The sequence below is a fragment of the Pseudoxanthomonas jiangsuensis genome, from assembly GCF_010093185.1.
GTDB lineage: Bacteria > Pseudomonadota > Gammaproteobacteria > Xanthomonadales > Xanthomonadaceae > Pseudoxanthomonas > Pseudoxanthomonas jiangsuensis.
In genome coordinates this window covers 1-16,898 of sequence record NZ_PDWL01000034.1, presented here as the reverse complement: position 1 = coordinate 16,898, position 16,898 = coordinate 1, and the positions used below count along the sequence as shown (strand labels likewise).

General features: G+C 58.6%; 8 protein-coding genes. 3 read left to right on the top strand and 5 right to left on the bottom strand.

Annotated features, from left to right (window positions below):
• Positions 1 to 3 precede the first annotated feature (3 nt).
• A complete protein-coding gene (locus CSC62_RS15920) occupies positions 4 to 903 on the top strand; it encodes a recombination directionality factor (RefSeq protein ID WP_162407673.1) in 900 nt (299 codons plus the stop codon).
• 283 nt (positions 904 to 1,186) lie between these two features.
• Here the strand turns inward: CSC62_RS15920 and CSC62_RS15915 are convergent, their stop codons facing one another.
• Genes CSC62_RS15915 through CSC62_RS15905 form a run of 3 tightly spaced genes read right to left on the bottom strand, consistent with a single transcriptional unit; the run spans position 1,187 to position 8,842 of the window.
• The gene (locus tag CSC62_RS15915; RefSeq protein WP_162407672.1) at positions 1,187 to 3,895 is read right to left on the bottom strand and encodes a TnsA endonuclease N-terminal domain-containing protein; all 2,709 of its coding nucleotides are present in this window, start codon (positions 3,893 to 3,895) and stop codon (positions 1,187 to 1,189) included.
• Positions 3,888 to 5,876, bottom strand: coding sequence for a site-specific DNA-methyltransferase (locus CSC62_RS15910; RefSeq protein ID WP_162407671.1), 1,989 nt, complete (start codon positions 5,874 to 5,876; stop codon positions 3,888 to 3,890). The genes CSC62_RS15915 and CSC62_RS15910 overlap by 8 nt, the downstream gene beginning before the upstream one ends.
• Positions 5,873 to 8,842 (bottom strand): ATP-dependent helicase, encoded by a 2,970-nt coding sequence (locus CSC62_RS15905; protein WP_211369028.1) that lies wholly within the window; start codon positions 8,840 to 8,842, stop codon positions 5,873 to 5,875. The genes CSC62_RS15910 and CSC62_RS15905 overlap by 4 nt, the downstream gene beginning before the upstream one ends.
• Before the next feature lie 91 nt (positions 8,843 to 8,933).
• Here CSC62_RS15905 and CSC62_RS15900 point away from each other — a divergent pair, with 91 nt between their 5' ends.
• Together CSC62_RS15900 and CSC62_RS15895 are read left to right on the top strand one after the other, a co-directional pair.
• Complete coding sequence (locus CSC62_RS15900; RefSeq protein WP_162407670.1) at positions 8,934 to 12,251, top strand: sacsin N-terminal ATP-binding-like domain-containing protein; 3,318 nt, start codon at positions 8,934 to 8,936, stop codon at positions 12,249 to 12,251.
• 191 nt (positions 12,252 to 12,442) lie between these two features.
• Positions 12,443 to 12,583: a hypothetical protein gene (locus tag CSC62_RS15895; protein WP_162407669.1), complete on the top strand. Its 141-nt coding sequence runs from the start codon at positions 12,443 to 12,445 to the stop codon at positions 12,581 to 12,583.
• Positions 12,584 to 12,691: 108 nt separating this feature from the next.
• Here CSC62_RS15895 and CSC62_RS15890 read toward each other — a convergent pair whose 3' ends face one another.
• Both CSC62_RS15890 and CSC62_RS15885 read right to left on the bottom strand, forming a co-directional pair.
• Positions 12,692 to 14,425: a UvrD-helicase domain-containing protein gene (locus tag CSC62_RS15890; protein WP_162407668.1), complete on the bottom strand. Its 1,734-nt coding sequence runs from the start codon at positions 14,423 to 14,425 to the stop codon at positions 12,692 to 12,694.
• Entirely contained in the window at positions 14,422 to 16,542 is a 2,121-nt protein-coding gene (locus CSC62_RS15885) for an ATP-dependent nuclease (protein WP_162407667.1), read from the bottom strand. Before CSC62_RS15885 ends, CSC62_RS15890 begins: the two co-directional genes overlap by 4 nt.
• Positions 16,543 to 16,898: the final 356 nt, after the last annotated feature.

Below are 16,898 nucleotides of genomic sequence, written 5' to 3'. Positions count from 1 at the left end.
GAGATGCTGAAAGGTTTGGCTATCACTCCGCCCGTGGTCGGGCGGATATCTATTGGCCGGGTGGTGGAGCGCAATGGCAAGCGCCTGCCGGAGAAGGACGACCAGTTCACCCTGACCAGCCAGGTCCAGAACCGGGATGGCTGGGTGCTGCACCCGTTGGACGAAGTGCTCAAGCGTGAGGCGGGCGGCAAGCTGCGCACGCTGCCGGTGCGGCTGCTGTTCAATGATCCCGCCTTGAACCTGCGTGCCGACTACTCGCTGTTTGACCGGACTTCAGGTCGACCGATGTGCGTGGGCAACGGCGAGACCTGCCGGCGTGTAGGCGACGAGGGCATCGAAGGGCTGCCGTGCCCCGGTCCGGACGCCTGCCGGTTCGGTGCCGGCGACTGCAAGGCCTATGCCCGGTTCAATGTGGTGATCGATGAGGGCCAGGACGACACGCTGGGCAGCTTCGTCCTGCGCACGACCTCGTTCAACACGATCCGCACGCTTGCCGCGCGCCTGCACTACTTCAGTGCGGTCTCCGGTGGGCGGCTGGCGTGCCTGCCGCTGGAGCTGAAGCTACGCGGCAAGTCCACGACGATGAGCCGCCGGGCGGCGATCTACTACGTCGACCTGGTGGTGCGCTCCGGCCTGAGTTTGGAGCAGGCCATCGAGGAGGCGAGGGCCCTGGAACTCCGGCGGCAGGACGCCGGCTTCGACCAGGCGGCGCTGGATAAGGCGGCACGTCAGGGGTTCGCCAACGGGGCGTTCGAGGAGCTGGACGAGGACGTGCCGGCAGTGGTGGAGGAGTTCTACCCAGAGAGTTGTGCGCCGGTGGAAGCAGAGACCGTTCAGGCGGTCCCGGCGACGAACCTGCGGGGCAAACTAGAAGGCATAGTCACGCGAATGGGGGCCGGGTAGTCCCGGTCGTAGTGCCATCGGACGAGGCCCGCAGGGCCAATGAAAGACGTGGTTCCAGAGGAGGATGCAATGCTGAAGGCAATCGGCGGTGTGGTTGTGTACGGGTTCGCCATGTTGGGTTTGGGGGTGTACGCGCATCGCGTGCATGCCAAGCGGACCGAAGAGCGATCGGGGTAGTTGAGTCCGTCGGCCCGCCTTCGAGCGGGCCGACGGGTGTCGCTGTTGCTTCTTTCTTTGCCCTCTGGCGGGTTGTCTTCCCGAAGACCATGCCTCGATGGGCCCCTTAAAGAAGCACCCTGTATCCCCGGGCATCAGCTTGGGATGAAGGCAGGATGCGATATTCCATGCCACTGGCGACGGCCATCTGGCTGGCGAAGTCCTTTTTTGCCTGCACGACCGCATCTTCGATCTGGTTATCGGCCTTTACTTCGACGATGACGTACTTCAACGAGCCGTCAGACTCTTCTCGTTGGAACACGAAGTCCGGGTAGTAGCTGCGGACCGTGTGGGACTCCGGATCGATGTACTGGACGAAGAACTCGGATTGGCCGTGCGTAAGCATGCCGGTGAAGTAGAGCTTCCTGACCTTCTTCTCCCGAAGAAGATCCCAGAACAACTGGCGCTCGGAGCCCGAGTCGAAGCAGTAGGCATCAAGGTGGAAGCTCTTGGTTCTTTCTTCATCGGACAATGACGCGTCATCGCGTCTTGCGATCTTGTCCCTCGCCGCACTGACCTCGTAGTAGCCCTTGTCGGGAATCTTGATGAGCTCAACCTCGTGCTCTTCCTTCTCTTCGGACGGATCCAGTTCGTACAGCAGGCGGAACAGGCGGGGAATGATCTCGTCGTATAGAAGCTCGTTGAACTCGTTGGTCATGGCGACGAGCTCATCCGTGCCTTCCTGAGTAGAGTCCAGAATGTCCTCGATCTCCAGGGGGCTTCGATTCATATAGCGGGAGACTTCAGCGACCAGGGTCATGCGCGAGAACGCACGCTTCACGCGTCTGTCAGTCAGGTCGAATGTGCGGCTGTCCTTTGCGCGAGCGGCGTCAGCAGTCGTCAGGCCTTCCTGTTGGGTTTCAATCAGGCGGTACTTCTCGATCAGCGAACCCCATGCGTCTTTATCGGATCGGTCCAGGCCCAGCGGCTGGCCCGGTTTGACTTTCAGTTCCCGGATGCTGTGCAGCTTGCGCACGCGAACAAGCTTGATCTTGACCGGAGGAGGGACGACGTGCACCAGGACTGCATCCTTGTCCTTGCCCTTCTTCTGCAGTTCATCAGCCGTGATGCGAAAGTTCTGCTGAAGCTCGTCATTCAAGATTGCCAGGTTGTCATCGGACAGATAGACGTGACCGGTGTGCTGTGCCTCGCCGATGGCGCGCAAGCAGCGCATGGAGGCTTGCAGGACAAAGATCTTCGACTTTGGTTCTCGGAAAAGGCCGACAGAGAACAGGGAGCGACAGTTCCACCCCTCCCGGCCTTTGTTGACCAGGAGAATGAACTGCTTCTCCGAGTCGGTCGTGTCGAGTCGGTTGAACTCGCGGATATCGTCGTTGGAGGTGACCTTGTCGTCACCCACGTTGACCAAGATTCTGGATGCAGGGATGCCATGTTTGCGCAGGGCATCCTCAACGGCCGGACGGAGCTCCTGTGTCAGCTCGTCCACCGTCGACGCAAAAAGCGCGATTTTGGGAAGCATCCCCTCCGGCCGGATTTCCCGTGTCTCGGTCAGGAAGCTCTCAATGGCGATGTCGACAAACTCGCTCGTACGGGTGTTCGCGTAGCCGTGCAGAACGACCTTCTTCAGGAAGCCCTTCTCTATGGATTCAGATAGGCCGTAGGCATAGACAACTTCCGGAAGCACGTCGCGGCCCACGTAAGGCGTGCCCGTGTAGTTGAAACAAGCGACTACATGAGTGCCGGCATCCTTCAGGCTCTTGGCGAGCACGTCGATGGTGGTGCGCAGGCTGGTGTCGTTCTCCTTCTGGCCGATACCCATGTCCTTCGCCAGCGTCTTGCCGAAGGCGTGATGGGCTTCGTCCACGTAGATGCCCAACTGCTCCAGCCGGCGCAGCTTCTCGAAACGCTGGTTGGTGGTCAGATCGGCCTCATCCTCGGGCTGGTCAAAGCCATAGAGGTCGGCGTTCTCGTCGTACACGCTCGAAGGCGTCAGGGTTTCCGCAGTGGCCCCGAACAGCTTGTCGGTGGCGTTCTTGTCCTTGTGTTGACGCTTGAGAATGATCTTCTGTGTGTTGGAGACGATGACGTTGAACTTGGACCTGTCCATCGTATCCAGCGAGGTACCGGCATCTTCCAGATAGTGGAAGTGCAGATTGGCCGACATCCATGCTACGTACTCCGGCGGAACGACCAATGCGAGGTCGAAGCCCTCGATCTCTTTCAGTGATTGCAGTACCGTCTTGTCCGGCGCGAACACCAGGGCGTTGTGGCAGAACTCGGTCGCCTTTGGGAATTTGTTGGCGAGCAGGAACTCGTAGAAGATGCAAGTCGCCATCAGGATGGTTTTGCCAGTGCCCATCGTCAGCGCGAAGATGTAGTTGGGGTACATCCGGCTGTTCCTGCGCATCCGGTCGAACAGAGCTTTGTAAGAGGTCAGCTCCAGCTCGTCGGAGTCGCCGAACTGGAACATCTCCTGCCCGGCGGTGCCTCGGAATGAGCCGAACTGACGCCCCTCGAACTTGCCGGTGCGCTCGTACCAAGCCCTGAAGATCTCCTCGACTTTGGCGTTACCTAGGAACTCCTTCAGGAAGACATACGTTTCCAGGGCCTCGAACTGTGGCTGGCGCAGGAAGGCCTTGGGATTCCTCTCCGGGTCGTTGAAGTCAAGGAATTTGCGGGTAAGCTCGCGGTAGTTCTGGCGAACCTTGCCCTTATTCGACTGGTAGAACTGCCAAAGGAAGCGGAAGAAGGCGAAGTCAAGCGAGGCGGCCACGCCCGTCGTGGTTTCCTTGGCCTTGCGCGTGCCCTTAGCCATTGTTGATGCTTCCTTCCCACGATTCGGACAGCAGGTCGGTGATCTTCACGCGGATGGTGCCCGCGTCGGAAGGAACCTTGTACTTGCCGGCCACCAGCTCGTTCTTGTCAGGAATGTCCACCGAGGCCGGTTGCAGCACTGCGCCGTCGTAGTTCCAGTCGATCAGCACCGATTCGACCAGCTCACGCCAATCGCCCGCCGATTCTTTCTGCAAAGACAGCTTTTGCAGCAGGTTCATCGGGTAGAAGCGCTCGATGACCAGCTCACCGTTCTTAATGACTACCTTGGCTTCGGAATCGCGCTTGAACTCCAAGTTGGACTTGTCGCGCAGGATGTCTACCACTTCCACGTTAATCAGGTAGGGCTTGGCGGCTAGCACCAACTGGGCGGCCAGGTCGGACTCGTGGCCCATGCAGACAAGCGTGACCTTTTCGACCGGACGCGTGGGCGCTTCGGCCTTGCGGCGTTCCCAAGCCTTGTAATCGAAGCCTGCGATCAGCTCGTTGAGATCGGCACGAGTGGCGATGCGGTTGACCGGCATGATCTTCACCATGCGTCCGTCCTTCTCACCATCGAACACGGTACTGAATTCCAGCTTCTGGATTTCCAGTGCTTCAAGCAGTAGTTCTCTTGCTTGAGTCGGATTCCGGAAGATGTCGTAGTTGTTGACGTTGTAAACTTCGAGCCCGATAAACCGCCTCTCTTCATCCAGAAGGAGCTGCTGGCGAAGGTCATCTGCGGAGCCGCTCAATCGCTTTGTTGACGACTGAACTGCACCAAGGTTGATGTCGGCGGCAATAAACCTCCGACCAAGTTTCTGCGCTACGACCGCAGTGGTTCCCGATCCGACAAAAGTGTCTAGAACAATCCCTCCAACTGGGCAGCCAGCGGTAATTATTCTTTCAAGCAATTGCTCGGGCTTTCGGGTTGGATAGTCGGATCCACCCTTCATTCGACCACAATCAGTCCAGATTGTCTGCAATAGACGGCCGTTACTTTCCTCTAGAAAGAAGACCTTGCAGCGAGTCGAGCCCTTGCTCGGATCTCGAAGATACAGATCCCCACGCTCCAAGGCCTGATCCATTTCCTCGGGAGAAGAATAAGCCCAAACGCGATTAGGTGACGGCCTGACTCCACGCCACTCGAATTGCCGCTTAGAGTCCTTCCCTTTGTAGGTTGTATTCTCTACCTTGAAGCGCTTGCCAAGCTTCTCCGTTTCTTCCGAATAATCTACCACTGAGCCATCATTCAAGCGAACCAGGCTATATTCGCTAAGTGCTGAAGCAGAAAGATCGCCCGCAGCAGCCTGCCAGTCGTAGAACACCTTATCCTTCTTCTTCGCGACCCAGAATACGGTGTCGTGAATTATTCCAAGTCGACTCTTGGCATCGTTATGCGGGTCAGTCCGCTGCCAAATTACCTCGTTTAGGAAGTTATCAGGACCAAATACTTCTTCAAGCAAGCAACGTATGTGATGACTGCGATGCCAGTCGCATTGAACCCAAATGCTGCCTTCTTCTGTAAGCAACTCACGCAGAAGAACTAGCCTTTCATACATGAATTGCAGATACTCATCGTTGGACCAAAGGTCGCCATACTGCTTCTCTTCAAAGGCTGCGATGTCGCCCGTGATCGTCTTTCCTTTGAGGTGAATCTTTTTCCGATAGTCTGCTTTTGAGTCAAATGGCGGGTCGATATAGACCATGTCGACCTTGCCCCTGAACTGCTTCATCAGATGACTCATCACCTGAAGGTTGTCGCCCCAGAAAATCTTGTTGCGCCACCCGTCCACTTCCTCGCCAAAGACTTCCTTCAGCTGCGCCGGATAGAACTGAGTCGCAGTGAATGGGCGCCTTCCGCGCCAGTTCAGCATGGGGTAGCCCTTGATCGGCTCGAACGCGTACTTCTCGACGTTCGTAGTGCCGCCATCAGGAGTGGCGAGTTGCAGGCTGTCCTGCGCGGGCGGGGTTGTTTTGCTCATGTATCAGTCTTCCTGAATTTCCAGTTCTTGTTGTCGCAGTAGGCGCGCATGTCGCACTCGACACACAGTTTGGCCGGCCGCGCAGTCATTCGATAGTCCTGTCGCTCGATGCGGGCCACGATGTCATCAAATCGCGCGATGGTCTTACCGATGGCGCGGTCGTCCTTGGGGAAGGACACATAAGGGTTGCCGCCTTCCTCGCCGGTGTAGTACAGGTGCATTCGGCTCACCTTCTGCCCGGTGCGCTCCTCGACCAGATGGGCGTATACCTCCAACTGGCTCTGGTACTGCTTGAGCCGCTCCTTGTCCTTCTCCATGTCAGGCTTCTTTTCCGACTTGAAGTCGATAATTTCTACCGTGTCGTTCTCGCCACGGATCAAGTCCACGCTGCCCTTGAGGATATAGCTTTCCTTGACCAACGAAATATCGACCTCGGCCTCCCTGATCCTGTCCCAATGGCCCTTCTCGCGCTCGTAGTAGCGCAGGACGTGGTTCAGCGCCGCTCGCTGCGAGCTGGCTGCCAGGTACACGCGTTCCTTCTTCGACAGCGTGGCGTAGTTGGCTGAGAACCATCCCGCGATCGCGCTCGCGTCCAAGGTGCCTTCCTCGCCACGCAACACCGTCTTGTGGATGTCCTCAATGGTCTGGTGCACCAGCGTACCGAACAGTATCTGGCTCTCGCGGGTAGGCGCGAAGTCCAGTTCTTTAAAGAAGCGGTACTGTTCGGCGCAATTCTCGAACACGGTTATATGGGAGGTGAAGGAGTACTCGCGCTTGAGGTTGATCTCCTTCACCGGCTCGTAGTCGAGCTCACCCAGGTCCACATCCCTCCACTTTGGAAGCGCATCGAACATGCGCTCGAAGTACTTCGACGGCGCGCGGCGCTGGCCCTTCCCTTCGCGTTGTTGCGCGGCCAGCACCAGCAAATTCTGCGCACGCGAAAAGGCTGTATAGAACAAGCGCCAGAAGTCGAAGGTTTTGATGTGTTCCAGCGGCTCGAACGTTGCCTTGGACAGATAGCCGCCTTCCTCCAGCAAGATATCCATGTCCTTGTGCTGCTTGCGAGGTGAGGCCTCCATTGAGCCGCACACCACCACCGGGAACTCCAACCCCTTGGACTGGTGGATGGTCAGGAACGAAACGCAGCCTTTGGGCGCGTAGTCGGACACATCCTCGTATTCGCCAATGCCGCCGTCCATGAGGAAGCGCAGGTACTGGTTGAACAGGTCGCGCAGGTTCCTTTCCAGCCACTCCGGGTTCAACACGCTGACGTAGTGCAGGTACTCGAACTTGGTCAACAGGCTGGAAAAGGTGGCCAGATTGCGGGCCGCACGCCCCTTGTCCACGCCCTGGGTCGCTTCCTCACCCAAGTAGCGCGAGAAAAGGGGAAACTGCAACAACTGGTAGAACAGGCTGGAGAAGGCGTAGTCCGTAGTCTGGGCGAGTACGACGTGGCGCTTGGCCAACGGTCGTGCCCACTCCAGCAGGGCCTTGTTCTCCGGCTTACGCAGCTCGTCGGCAAACTGCTTGAAGCACTCGTTGTCGTAGTAGTTCCAGATGGGCAGGCTCGCACCCTCTTGCCACCCCCGCACCTTGGAGAACTGCGGGAAAAGGAAGATCAGCGCCCCGATCATCAGCCGGACTTCTTCGCGCTCGAAAAACAGGTTGGAGCGTGGCGAATAGACCGGCACGCCGGCCCCTTCAAGAAAGCGGGCCAGGTCCTGGGCGCGATCGCTCTTCACTGATTGGTACAGAAAGGCAACCTGGTTCCAGTCGGCCAGTTTGCCTGAGTCCTTCAGCCCCGTGAGGAAGGCCAGCACCTCAGCGTGCCAGTGGGCACCTTCTCCAACGGGATCGGTGGCCTTGAGCTTGAGGACGGCTGGCACCTTCGGGAACTCAGCCTCGCGCGGCAGGATTTGCTTGTCATAGCGGAAGCTACGCTGGCCGTCGTCCCACGCCTGTTCGCGCATCCATTCGTTGTAGAAGCGGATGATGTCCGGGTGCGAGCGATAGTTGACTGCCAGCTTGACCTGCTTGCATTGGCCCTCGGCGAACAGTTTGGGGAACTCCAGAATGTTACGGATGGTTGCGCCGCGGAAGCGGTACAGGCCCTGGTCGTCATCGCCGACCACGCACAGGTTCTTCTTCTCGCCGGCGAGCAGCAACAACAGCCGCTCCTGGATGGTGTTGGTGTCCTGGTACTCGTCCACCATCAGGTAGGCCAGCTTGGCCCGCATTTCCTCTAGCACCTGCGGGTGCATTTCCAGCAGCTGCAGCGCCTCGAACTGGATGCCGGAGAAGTCCAGCGCATTGTGCTCGGCCAGAAGCTCCTGATAGCGGCGGAAAAGCAGCCCCAGCGCCTTGACCTCGACCTCAGGTGCTTGCGCCAGCACGTCCGCGTCCAGGGCTTCTTCGCGGACCTTGTTGAGCCAGTGCAACAAGTTCTCGGACTGGTTCCAGCGGCCAATCCCGTCGTCGCCCATCACCAGATTGGCGTCTGCGATAGCGCGAAACTCCTTGACATTCTGGTACAGGAAGTACTGCTGGTCGAACTGGTCGAACAGAGTGAAGCTGCGCTTGAGCCGGGTGTACTCCTCGTTGTCTTCCAGCAGCCGTAGGCAGATGGAGTGGAAGGTTCCCAAATACATCTCGTTCACGTTGAACTTGATGTCCAGGCCGGAAAGCCGGTTGGAGATGCGGGTGGTCAGCTCCCGTGCCGCCTTGTCAGTGAAGGTGACGACCAGCAGTGATTCGGGGGCAACGCCCTTCTGGGTAATGAGGTAAACGATGCGCTCGACCAGAGTGAAGCTCTTGCCCGAGCCTGGCCCGGCAATGATGAGCACCGGGCCCTCCGTAGTCAGGATGGCTTCGCGTTGCTGCGGGTTGGCGGCGCTCAGTAGCGTTTTCTCATTCCCCGACATCAATGTCCCCCTGAAAGCCACCGGATCGAGCGCCCGCCAGGGCATCCTTCCTTGCGGGCAGAGCAGGCGTCAATGGTCGCATGACGTGGCGAGATTGGACACTAGTCGGATACCTTCGTCGATACTAGGAAGGGGAATGGACTCAGGGGGGAGCGAAGTGGCTTCAAACTACGAAGAGATTTGCCGTCAGAACCGGGAGGACTACGGAAAAAAAGGCGCCAAGAAGTCCGGCGACCTTGCCGCCGGCCTCTATGACGACGACACCCACTTCATCTACGAATTGCTTCAGAACGCAGAAGACGCTCTCAGGCGGCGAGGCGAGGGCTGGAGGGGACCTAGGCAGGTCAGCTTCACCCTGGCTGATGACCGCCTTGCGGTGTCTCACTATGGCCATCCGTTCACCGAGAAGGATGTCCGTAGTGTCTGTGACATCTCCGAGAGCACCAAGGACGAGAACTCGATTGGCCGCTTCGGGTTGGGTTTCAAGTCGGTGTACAAAGTCTCCGATCTCCCGGAGATCCATTCTGGTGACGAAGACTTCGTCATCGAAGGCTACGTTTTCCCCCAAAAGGCTGGCAGGACGCGGCGTGATGCCGACGAGACCCAGATCGTCCTGCCACTGAAGGCGGATGGGACCGCGGTCAAAACCCGTATTGCCGCTGGCCTCAAGGCGCTGGGCGCTACCTCTCTATTGTTCCTGCGCCACATACGCGAGGTTGCCTGGAGCATCGACGGCGGCGAGTCCGGCGTGTACCTGCGGGATGAGCCGGAGGCCCTGGGCGACAACGTCAACCGTATCAAAGTCATAGGCCAAGCCTCCGGCGTTGCCGATGTTGATGAGGATTGGCTGGTGTTCCACCGGGACGTGGGCAAGGGTCGGGTCGAGTTGGCCTTCTCGGTTGTTGCTGAAAGCGACAAAGGCACATGGACGGTGCAGCCGCTCCCATCGTCGCCGCTGGTAGTGTTCTTCCCGACGGCCTATCCGACGAATCTTGGCTTTTATGTGCAAGGCCCGTTCCAGAGCACGCCGAGCCGCGACAACATCAGAAGTGACGAGCCTTGGAATCATCACCTGGTTGCGGAAGCGGCTTCGTTGCTTGTCGAGGCAATGGCATGGCTGCGGGACAACAATCGGCTGGACATCAACGCCTTGCGCTGCCTGCCGCTGGAAAGGACCAAGTTCCCTAAAGGGGGCATGTTTACGCCCCTGTTTGAGGCTGCGCTAGCCGCGTTCAAAGCGAGTCCCTTCTTGCCGAATAACGACGGGGGTCATTCGCTGGCCGAAGAGAGTAAGCTGGGCCGAACATCGGAGCTGCGTGAGTTGTTCGACAGCGAACAGCTGGCATCGCTGTATGAGGAAGGGGAGGTCCATTGGTTGACCGGCGACATCACGCAAGATCGCGCCAATGACATTCGGCAATTTGTCATCAAGGAACTTGATATCGAGGAGGTCCATCCTCGCGACATCTTCCCGATGTTGACCGCGGATTTTCTTGAGTCACAGTCCGACGCATGGATCGTGCGCGCGTACGAATTTTTGAAAGATCAGGCCGCAATTAGGCCGCTTCTGGTGAGTACTCCGATTGTTCGATTGGCTAATGGGACGCATGTCGCGGCTAGGACGGATGGCCAGCCCAACGCCTTTCTGCCTACGGGGGAGGACACCGGATTCCCAACAGTGAAGTCATCGGTGTGCACGTCCGAAGCGGCAACCGAATTCTTGGCTTCGCTTGGATTGCATGCCCCTGATCCAGTCGACGCAGTTATTCGGAAGGTACTCCCGAAGTATCAGGTTGACGGAGACATCGATGTCTCCAGCTACGAGGAAGACATTGCCCGAATCCTTTCCGCGTTCAAGACGGATTCCGCATCCAAGCGTTCGTCCCTGATCGACGAGCTCAAGAAATCCCACTTCGTCATGGCAATCTCTGCCGGCGATGGAAGCGACTATCTAGAGAGGCCTGGACGGATCTACATCGCCACTGATCGCCTGACAAGGCTTTTCGATGGCATTGACGGCGTTTCCATTGTGGATAACGACTACGATTGCCTGCGCGGGGAGGATGTCCGCGAGCTGTTGGAAGCATGCGGGGCGCTGCGGTGTCCGAGGCCCGAAAGGACACCTTGGGAGGCTCCGTGGAGCGATCGTCTGAAAGCGCTTCGCGCTCGTTCAGGCTACCCGGGAACCTCGGGGCAGAATGATTACGTTGAGGACTGGAATCTTCAGGGCTTTGCCAATTTGATCGAGTACTTGCCGAGTCTCTCGGTGGAAAAACGAATCGAGCGTTCCCGTTTGATCTGGGAAAGCCTTGGTGACCTGGAAGAACGTCGAGGGCGAGGGGTCTTCGAAGGGTCCTACACATGGACGCATCACGGTAGGCGAAATTCCCCTCCCTATCCGGCAGCCTTTGTCAGGGCGCTCAACGAAGGAGCATGGGTGCCTGATGCGAACGGCGATTTGGTTCCGCCCCGGCTTGTTGTATTTGAGAGCCTTGGCTGGAAGACGAACCCGTTCCTGCAGTCCAAGATCACCTTCAAGCCGAACGCCTTCGACCGGCTGGTACAGGAAGCCGATGTCGACCCTTCGGCACTCGACATGCTTCGGAAATACAAGATAACTGGGGCCGAGTTGGCTGCGTTGATGGCCGAAAGACTCGGCGCAGCTCAGCCCTCTGATCGCGGCACTACATCGTCGGATGTTGACGGCCCGATGGAGTCTGCTGGTACTGAGGAGGCCGGTGCTGAAACGGAGCGTACCGTCTATGATGAAGCCGCGGACTTATACGGCGAGGGTATGCCTGATGTTCCGGAGGGGTCGCATGAGTCGGACGGAGATGATGACGCGCAACCTGGTCATTCCGGTCGTGGCGCAAGTTCGGGCTCAGGAAGTGCCTTTGGAGTAGGTGGTGGCAAAGGCGGCTCCAGTGGTGGTGATCGCGCCGGAGGGCGCGCCGGTGGTGGCACGTCAACGACAACACGCGAGCACGGAGGACGCGCATCCGGAAGCTTGGGAGGGCGGCCGTTTATCTCGTATGTCGGCACCCATCCAAATGTAGAGGAGGTGGATCCCGATGGTCTTAGTCAGTCGCAGCGGATGGACATCGAAGCGGCGGCCATCAAGCACATCCTTGAGGTTGAGCCCTACCTGGATGCGACCGAATCTGGCAATGTCGGGTTCGATCTGTTGGCCAAGGATGAATGCAACCAGCCCGTACGCTGGGTCGAAGTCAAAGCAATGACTGGTTCCCTGGAGCATCGTCCAGTTACTTTGTCTCACACCCAGTTCGATCACGCGATCCAGAAGCGCGAGGCGTATTGGCTTTATGTCGTCGAGTTTGCAAAGACGCCAGAAAGAAGGCGAATCTTGCGGATCCAGGACCCTGCGGGGAATGCAAGATCATTCACCTTTGACAAGGGGTGGGCTGGGATTGCGCTGGTGAAACCGCCCAGCTGAGGTGTTGAAATCCAGGCGCCCGGAGGTGTCAGGATTTAGCGGATAGTGCGAGAGGGTATGCTCTTGGCGCACGGGAGGTGTGGATCGGCCAGAGTTCCGTAGACACTGAGCGCCCCATGGGTTCACATCCGCTTGCCCGGGAAACTAGTTAGAAGGCCAATCCTGACCTGGGTGCGTTTTCTAACCAGCCGATGTCGCTGGCGAAGGATCTGGACACCGCCAAGCTTGACGCCATAACGCAGGAGGTCGCGCTGGGTGACGTGTTGGCCAATGCGGCACGTCTCATGGCGGGGCCCATCCGCGTTCGACTCGTGGTCGATGTCAATCGCTGACAATGGCCTCTCGCAGGAAGCGCCGGAAGGGGATTAGGGGCCTTTATCGGGGGTAGGTCAGGGGGCAGCTGTCGACCCAAAGCGGACCTTCAGTAGCACTGCAAACCACTACTCGGGAACTGCTAGCGCCTCGACGTTCGCTTCGCCGAACAGCTGCGTGGCCGTCGTCAATGCTGTGGCGGACAAAGTCTGCGTCGCCAGCACCGCGAGCCGCTTCATGGGCCGGGAGATTGAGACGTAAAAGAGATTGCGCGCGCGGTAGAAACCCTTGGTGTTCGCTGTAGTGAGCGCCTTGGTCTCGACAAGTTCCAAGAGCTTCGGCCAGTTGTAGTGGTTCCACCCGCCACCGAGCACGACCAGCACGTTCTCGAACTCCGCTCCCTTCACGCTGTGCTGGGTAGCAAAAGGTGTCTGCTTGTCGATGAACCGAGCCAACGCCGTCATTTCGGAGTAGGCAACATCGCGCAGCGATCGATGGCGCTGCAGTCCCGTCGCGTCCGCCGGTATCGGCTCGCCATTCAACTGTCTGAGCTCTTGCTCGCGGCGAAGCACGCGATCGGGAAGCGCAGGTCGCTTCGTTGCCTGAAGGTGATCAAGGACTTCGCCTATGGTGCCCTCGTTCCTTAGTGTCATTAGCGCGTCCATGTCGTCACGCCAAGACTGCTTGTCCGCCTGCGTGTTGATGGCAGGACGCGCACCGTAGAGACGGAAGAGCTCACCATAATTGGATGCTTGATACGCCTCCGCCATCGGCTCAAGGGTCTCAGCGAAGAACTTGATCGAGGGATCTTCCTTCCTCGCGAACGCGTCGTTGCGTCCGGAAAACACTTTGGCAATTGAGGGGTAGCCCTGCTCTGCCGCCAGCGTGTTGTGGGTCAGCATGAGCACCTTGGTTTTACCCAGATCCCATCCTTCACCTTGCAGGCGCTGCATGAGCGATTCCCGTACCGTACGGGCGAGCTCGGGAAAGAGATCGGCCTTCGAATGCGGCGTGTTCGTCCTCGCGCCAGTGAACAGATTAGTGTGGAAGAACCTTGCCTCGCCGGCCGCTTCAGGGTCGGCCACTGCCTGCGTCAGTTCCGGCCGGAGCCGATTGAGCACGTCAACGATGGCGGGCGCGGAACGGAAGTTCGATCCCTTGTCGATCGCCTCAATTGGGTAGGCGGCGAGCTCGTACTCGCTGTTGTATATCGTCTGCCAATGATCACCAAACAGCCCGATGAGGGGACCCTCTTTGGGCGTAAAAAAGTAGTCGGTGATAGCCATCATGAAGTCGCGGTCGGTGTCTTGGTATTCGTCGATGAAGACGATTGGAAACTGCTGCTGGAATAGGAGCTGGAACTTGGGCTTTGCGAGAAGCTGCGACATGTACAGGGGAATGTCGTCATGGGCGAGCGTGATGCGCTTGTCGTCCACACCGAAGAAGCCAAGTTCGTATTCCACTAGCTTCGACCCGACGCCGCCCGCCTCTTCTAGCTTGCCCCTTCGGCTCTCCGATGCTGAGACGAGTTCGCGAAGCGCCTTCTGGTACTGGCGTAGAAAGGCCCAAGAGAATGCGTGGATGGTCTCGACAAGGATGGCGGGGTGACCTTCCACCTCACGCGCGATCTCCTCGCGCGCGACCTCCGTATAGGTGATGCAAGCGATCTTGCGTCCGCTTTGCATCAGCTCGGTGCCTCGCTCCGCGATCATCCGCTTCAACGCGGCGACAAGGGAATAGGTCTTGCCGGCCCCTGCGCCCGCTTCCAACCGAAAGCTGCAGCCTTCATCCAAACATGTCTCGATCTTTGCCTGTGCCCGTTTGGCAGCGGCGAGAGCAGGGCTGTCCTGGACTCCGTTCATACTGCCGCCTCCCTGGCAGCAGCTTGGACGGGCGGCACGACCGGTGGATCTTCGGCTGCGGGCGGAGGTGGTTCAGAGAGCCATTTCAGGCCATCGATCATGTACCGCGGCACCTTCCAATTCTTTTCGCGGATCGCGAAGCGCAACGCTGTTTCTGACTTGGGCAGGTCCTGCGCGATATCCCAAGCGTCCTCTGCCTGACCGTTGCCGTCGGCAAGCTGAAAAATCTGAGGATTCGCGAGCACCAGCGCATCCTCATAGGTGCGCGCACAGATGTTTGATCCGGGCGTTTCCGGCACCTGGTAGGCGATGCGGCGATAGCCGGAAAGCTTCTCTGTGTCGGTTTTGGCGAGCAATGTTTTCATGTCAAAGTCGGGAGCAGGCCTGGCCTCGGCTTCGCCTTCGTCCTTCTCGCCAGGTGGCTTGAACCACTCACGGATTGCTGCATTCGATGTCCTTTCGCCCAGCGCGACCGGGCATTTCTCCCACACCTTTCGATCATTTCCTTTCCTGTCCTTCTTGGTAGCGGACCGTACGGCATCGAGGTCAGTAACGACCAGCGTCTTCAGCTCAAGGAAGTCCAGCAGTGGATAGAAGATGTGTGCATAGGCGCCGCCCACCTCGACTGTGGTGATGTACTGCTTAGCCAACTTATGCTCTTCATCCAAGTCGGCATCGACAATCTCGCAGAGTCTCGGCATCAGCACCCGCTCGGTCGTACCTTCCACGAGGATCGCCTTGTCCGCGAAGTAGAGGTCGCACTTGGTAAGGGTCATGTACTGGTGCAGGAACTCCTGCTCGGGCTTCGAGATCGCCGCCATGCCCTTCTTGAAATCCTTCACCTTCGTCCGGCGCCCCGATGCCGGCACCGGTTGCTGATTCAGGAAATAGCGTATCGCTTCAAACGGCGCGGCATTCGCCACATGCGAGGAATGCGTCGTAATGACGAACTGTACCTGCCATGCCGGCTCGTCTGGATACTTCGCCGACAGCTTGCCCACCGCGGCGTTCAACTGATTGATGAACACCTCCTGCATCTGGGGGTGCAGGTGCGCTTCGGGTTCCTCGATAAAGATGAGATGGGTTGCTGGGCGTGTCGGTCGCGCGCGGTAGAGTTTATGGTGACTCTCCAGCTGCAGTAGCATGTAGATCAGGTTGCGTGTGCCAAGCCCGTTATAGCCTTCAGGCAAATGCACGCCGTCGGCGCCGGCATAGACCACCCTGGTATGGTCCGACAGAAGCGCATCGACATTGAGCGATGTCTCCGGCTGCAACACGGTGTCGTTCATGCTCGGAAAGCCCAGCACGTTCATCGCTGGCAGCAGTGCTTTCAGCATCGTATCGAATTCCGACTGCACCTCCCGTTCGATACCCTCAACTGAGGATTTCAGCTGGGCCGCGAGCTGCTGGTCTGCTGCGGCTGCAGTCGGAGTGGATGCGGTCTTGAACAAGGTGCTTAGCAGCTTGCCGATGACATCGGTGTCGCCGTGCTTGGCATGATCGAGCGTGCGTTGGGCGCGCACCACGTTGCATTGGAGCAATGCGGCGAGGTGTGTCGTCCCTTCGAACTGCCGAACATTCGCTGGGTCCGTTGGATCGATAGCACTGATCTGAACACTATAGGCCTTGGGTATCGCCTCCTTGAGATGCCTCATGAAATGGATTTTCGGGTCTACGCCGTCAGGAGCCTCCGCAACCTCGAGCAGCTGCTGCAGCGATGGGAGGGTGGGTGCGTACTCCAGTTTTGCGATGGCGGCCGTCGAACCCATATCGAGGTCGATGATGAATGCTGATAGTGGCCCTAAGGAGTGGGCGGCACTGTCATAGGCGAAGGTCAGGGTGACCGTGACCCTCGGAAGGGTGGAGAGGACCTTGTCCGGGTCTTCCCCTTTCTGCCTGAGCTCCCTTGCTTCGAAGAATTTGCTGCGGGCGCCAGCAGAAAAATCCTCCAGCCTGAACTTCGCGCCGACGTCGCCAGCGAAACGCTCGAACACGTCGGTGAGAGATGTTTTTCCGCTGTTGTTGCGACCCACGATAACCGTCGATCCCGGCTCCAGCATGAGCTCGACATCCTGAAGCAGGCGAAAGCCTTCGACTCTGACCTTCTGTATGCGCATGTCTCTCCTCCCCAAAGGCTGAGGAGAGCCTAATTCATTCTTTCGTCGGGCACGAAGCAGGCCGCTCCGATCGGAACCCAAGGGTCCCTGCGCTTGGGCAGACATTTGGTCTGTTCCAGCCGGTGTTGAGCCATCGGCCACTCCTCCTGTCAGTGACTGCTAATGGCCGAAAGCGGACCTCACCGAGTGAAGCCGGTTAGTCGGGTTTATCGGGGTTAGGGCGGTCGAGATGTGCTCCGGCCCGCCACCGGCGGCGGGCTAACCCCCAGCTTCCAATGGCGTCTCATGCCCTGAACCTGACGGGGCCTACCCTGCCGGCATGGAACTACGCTGGCCCCCCATTACTGGTCCCGCCG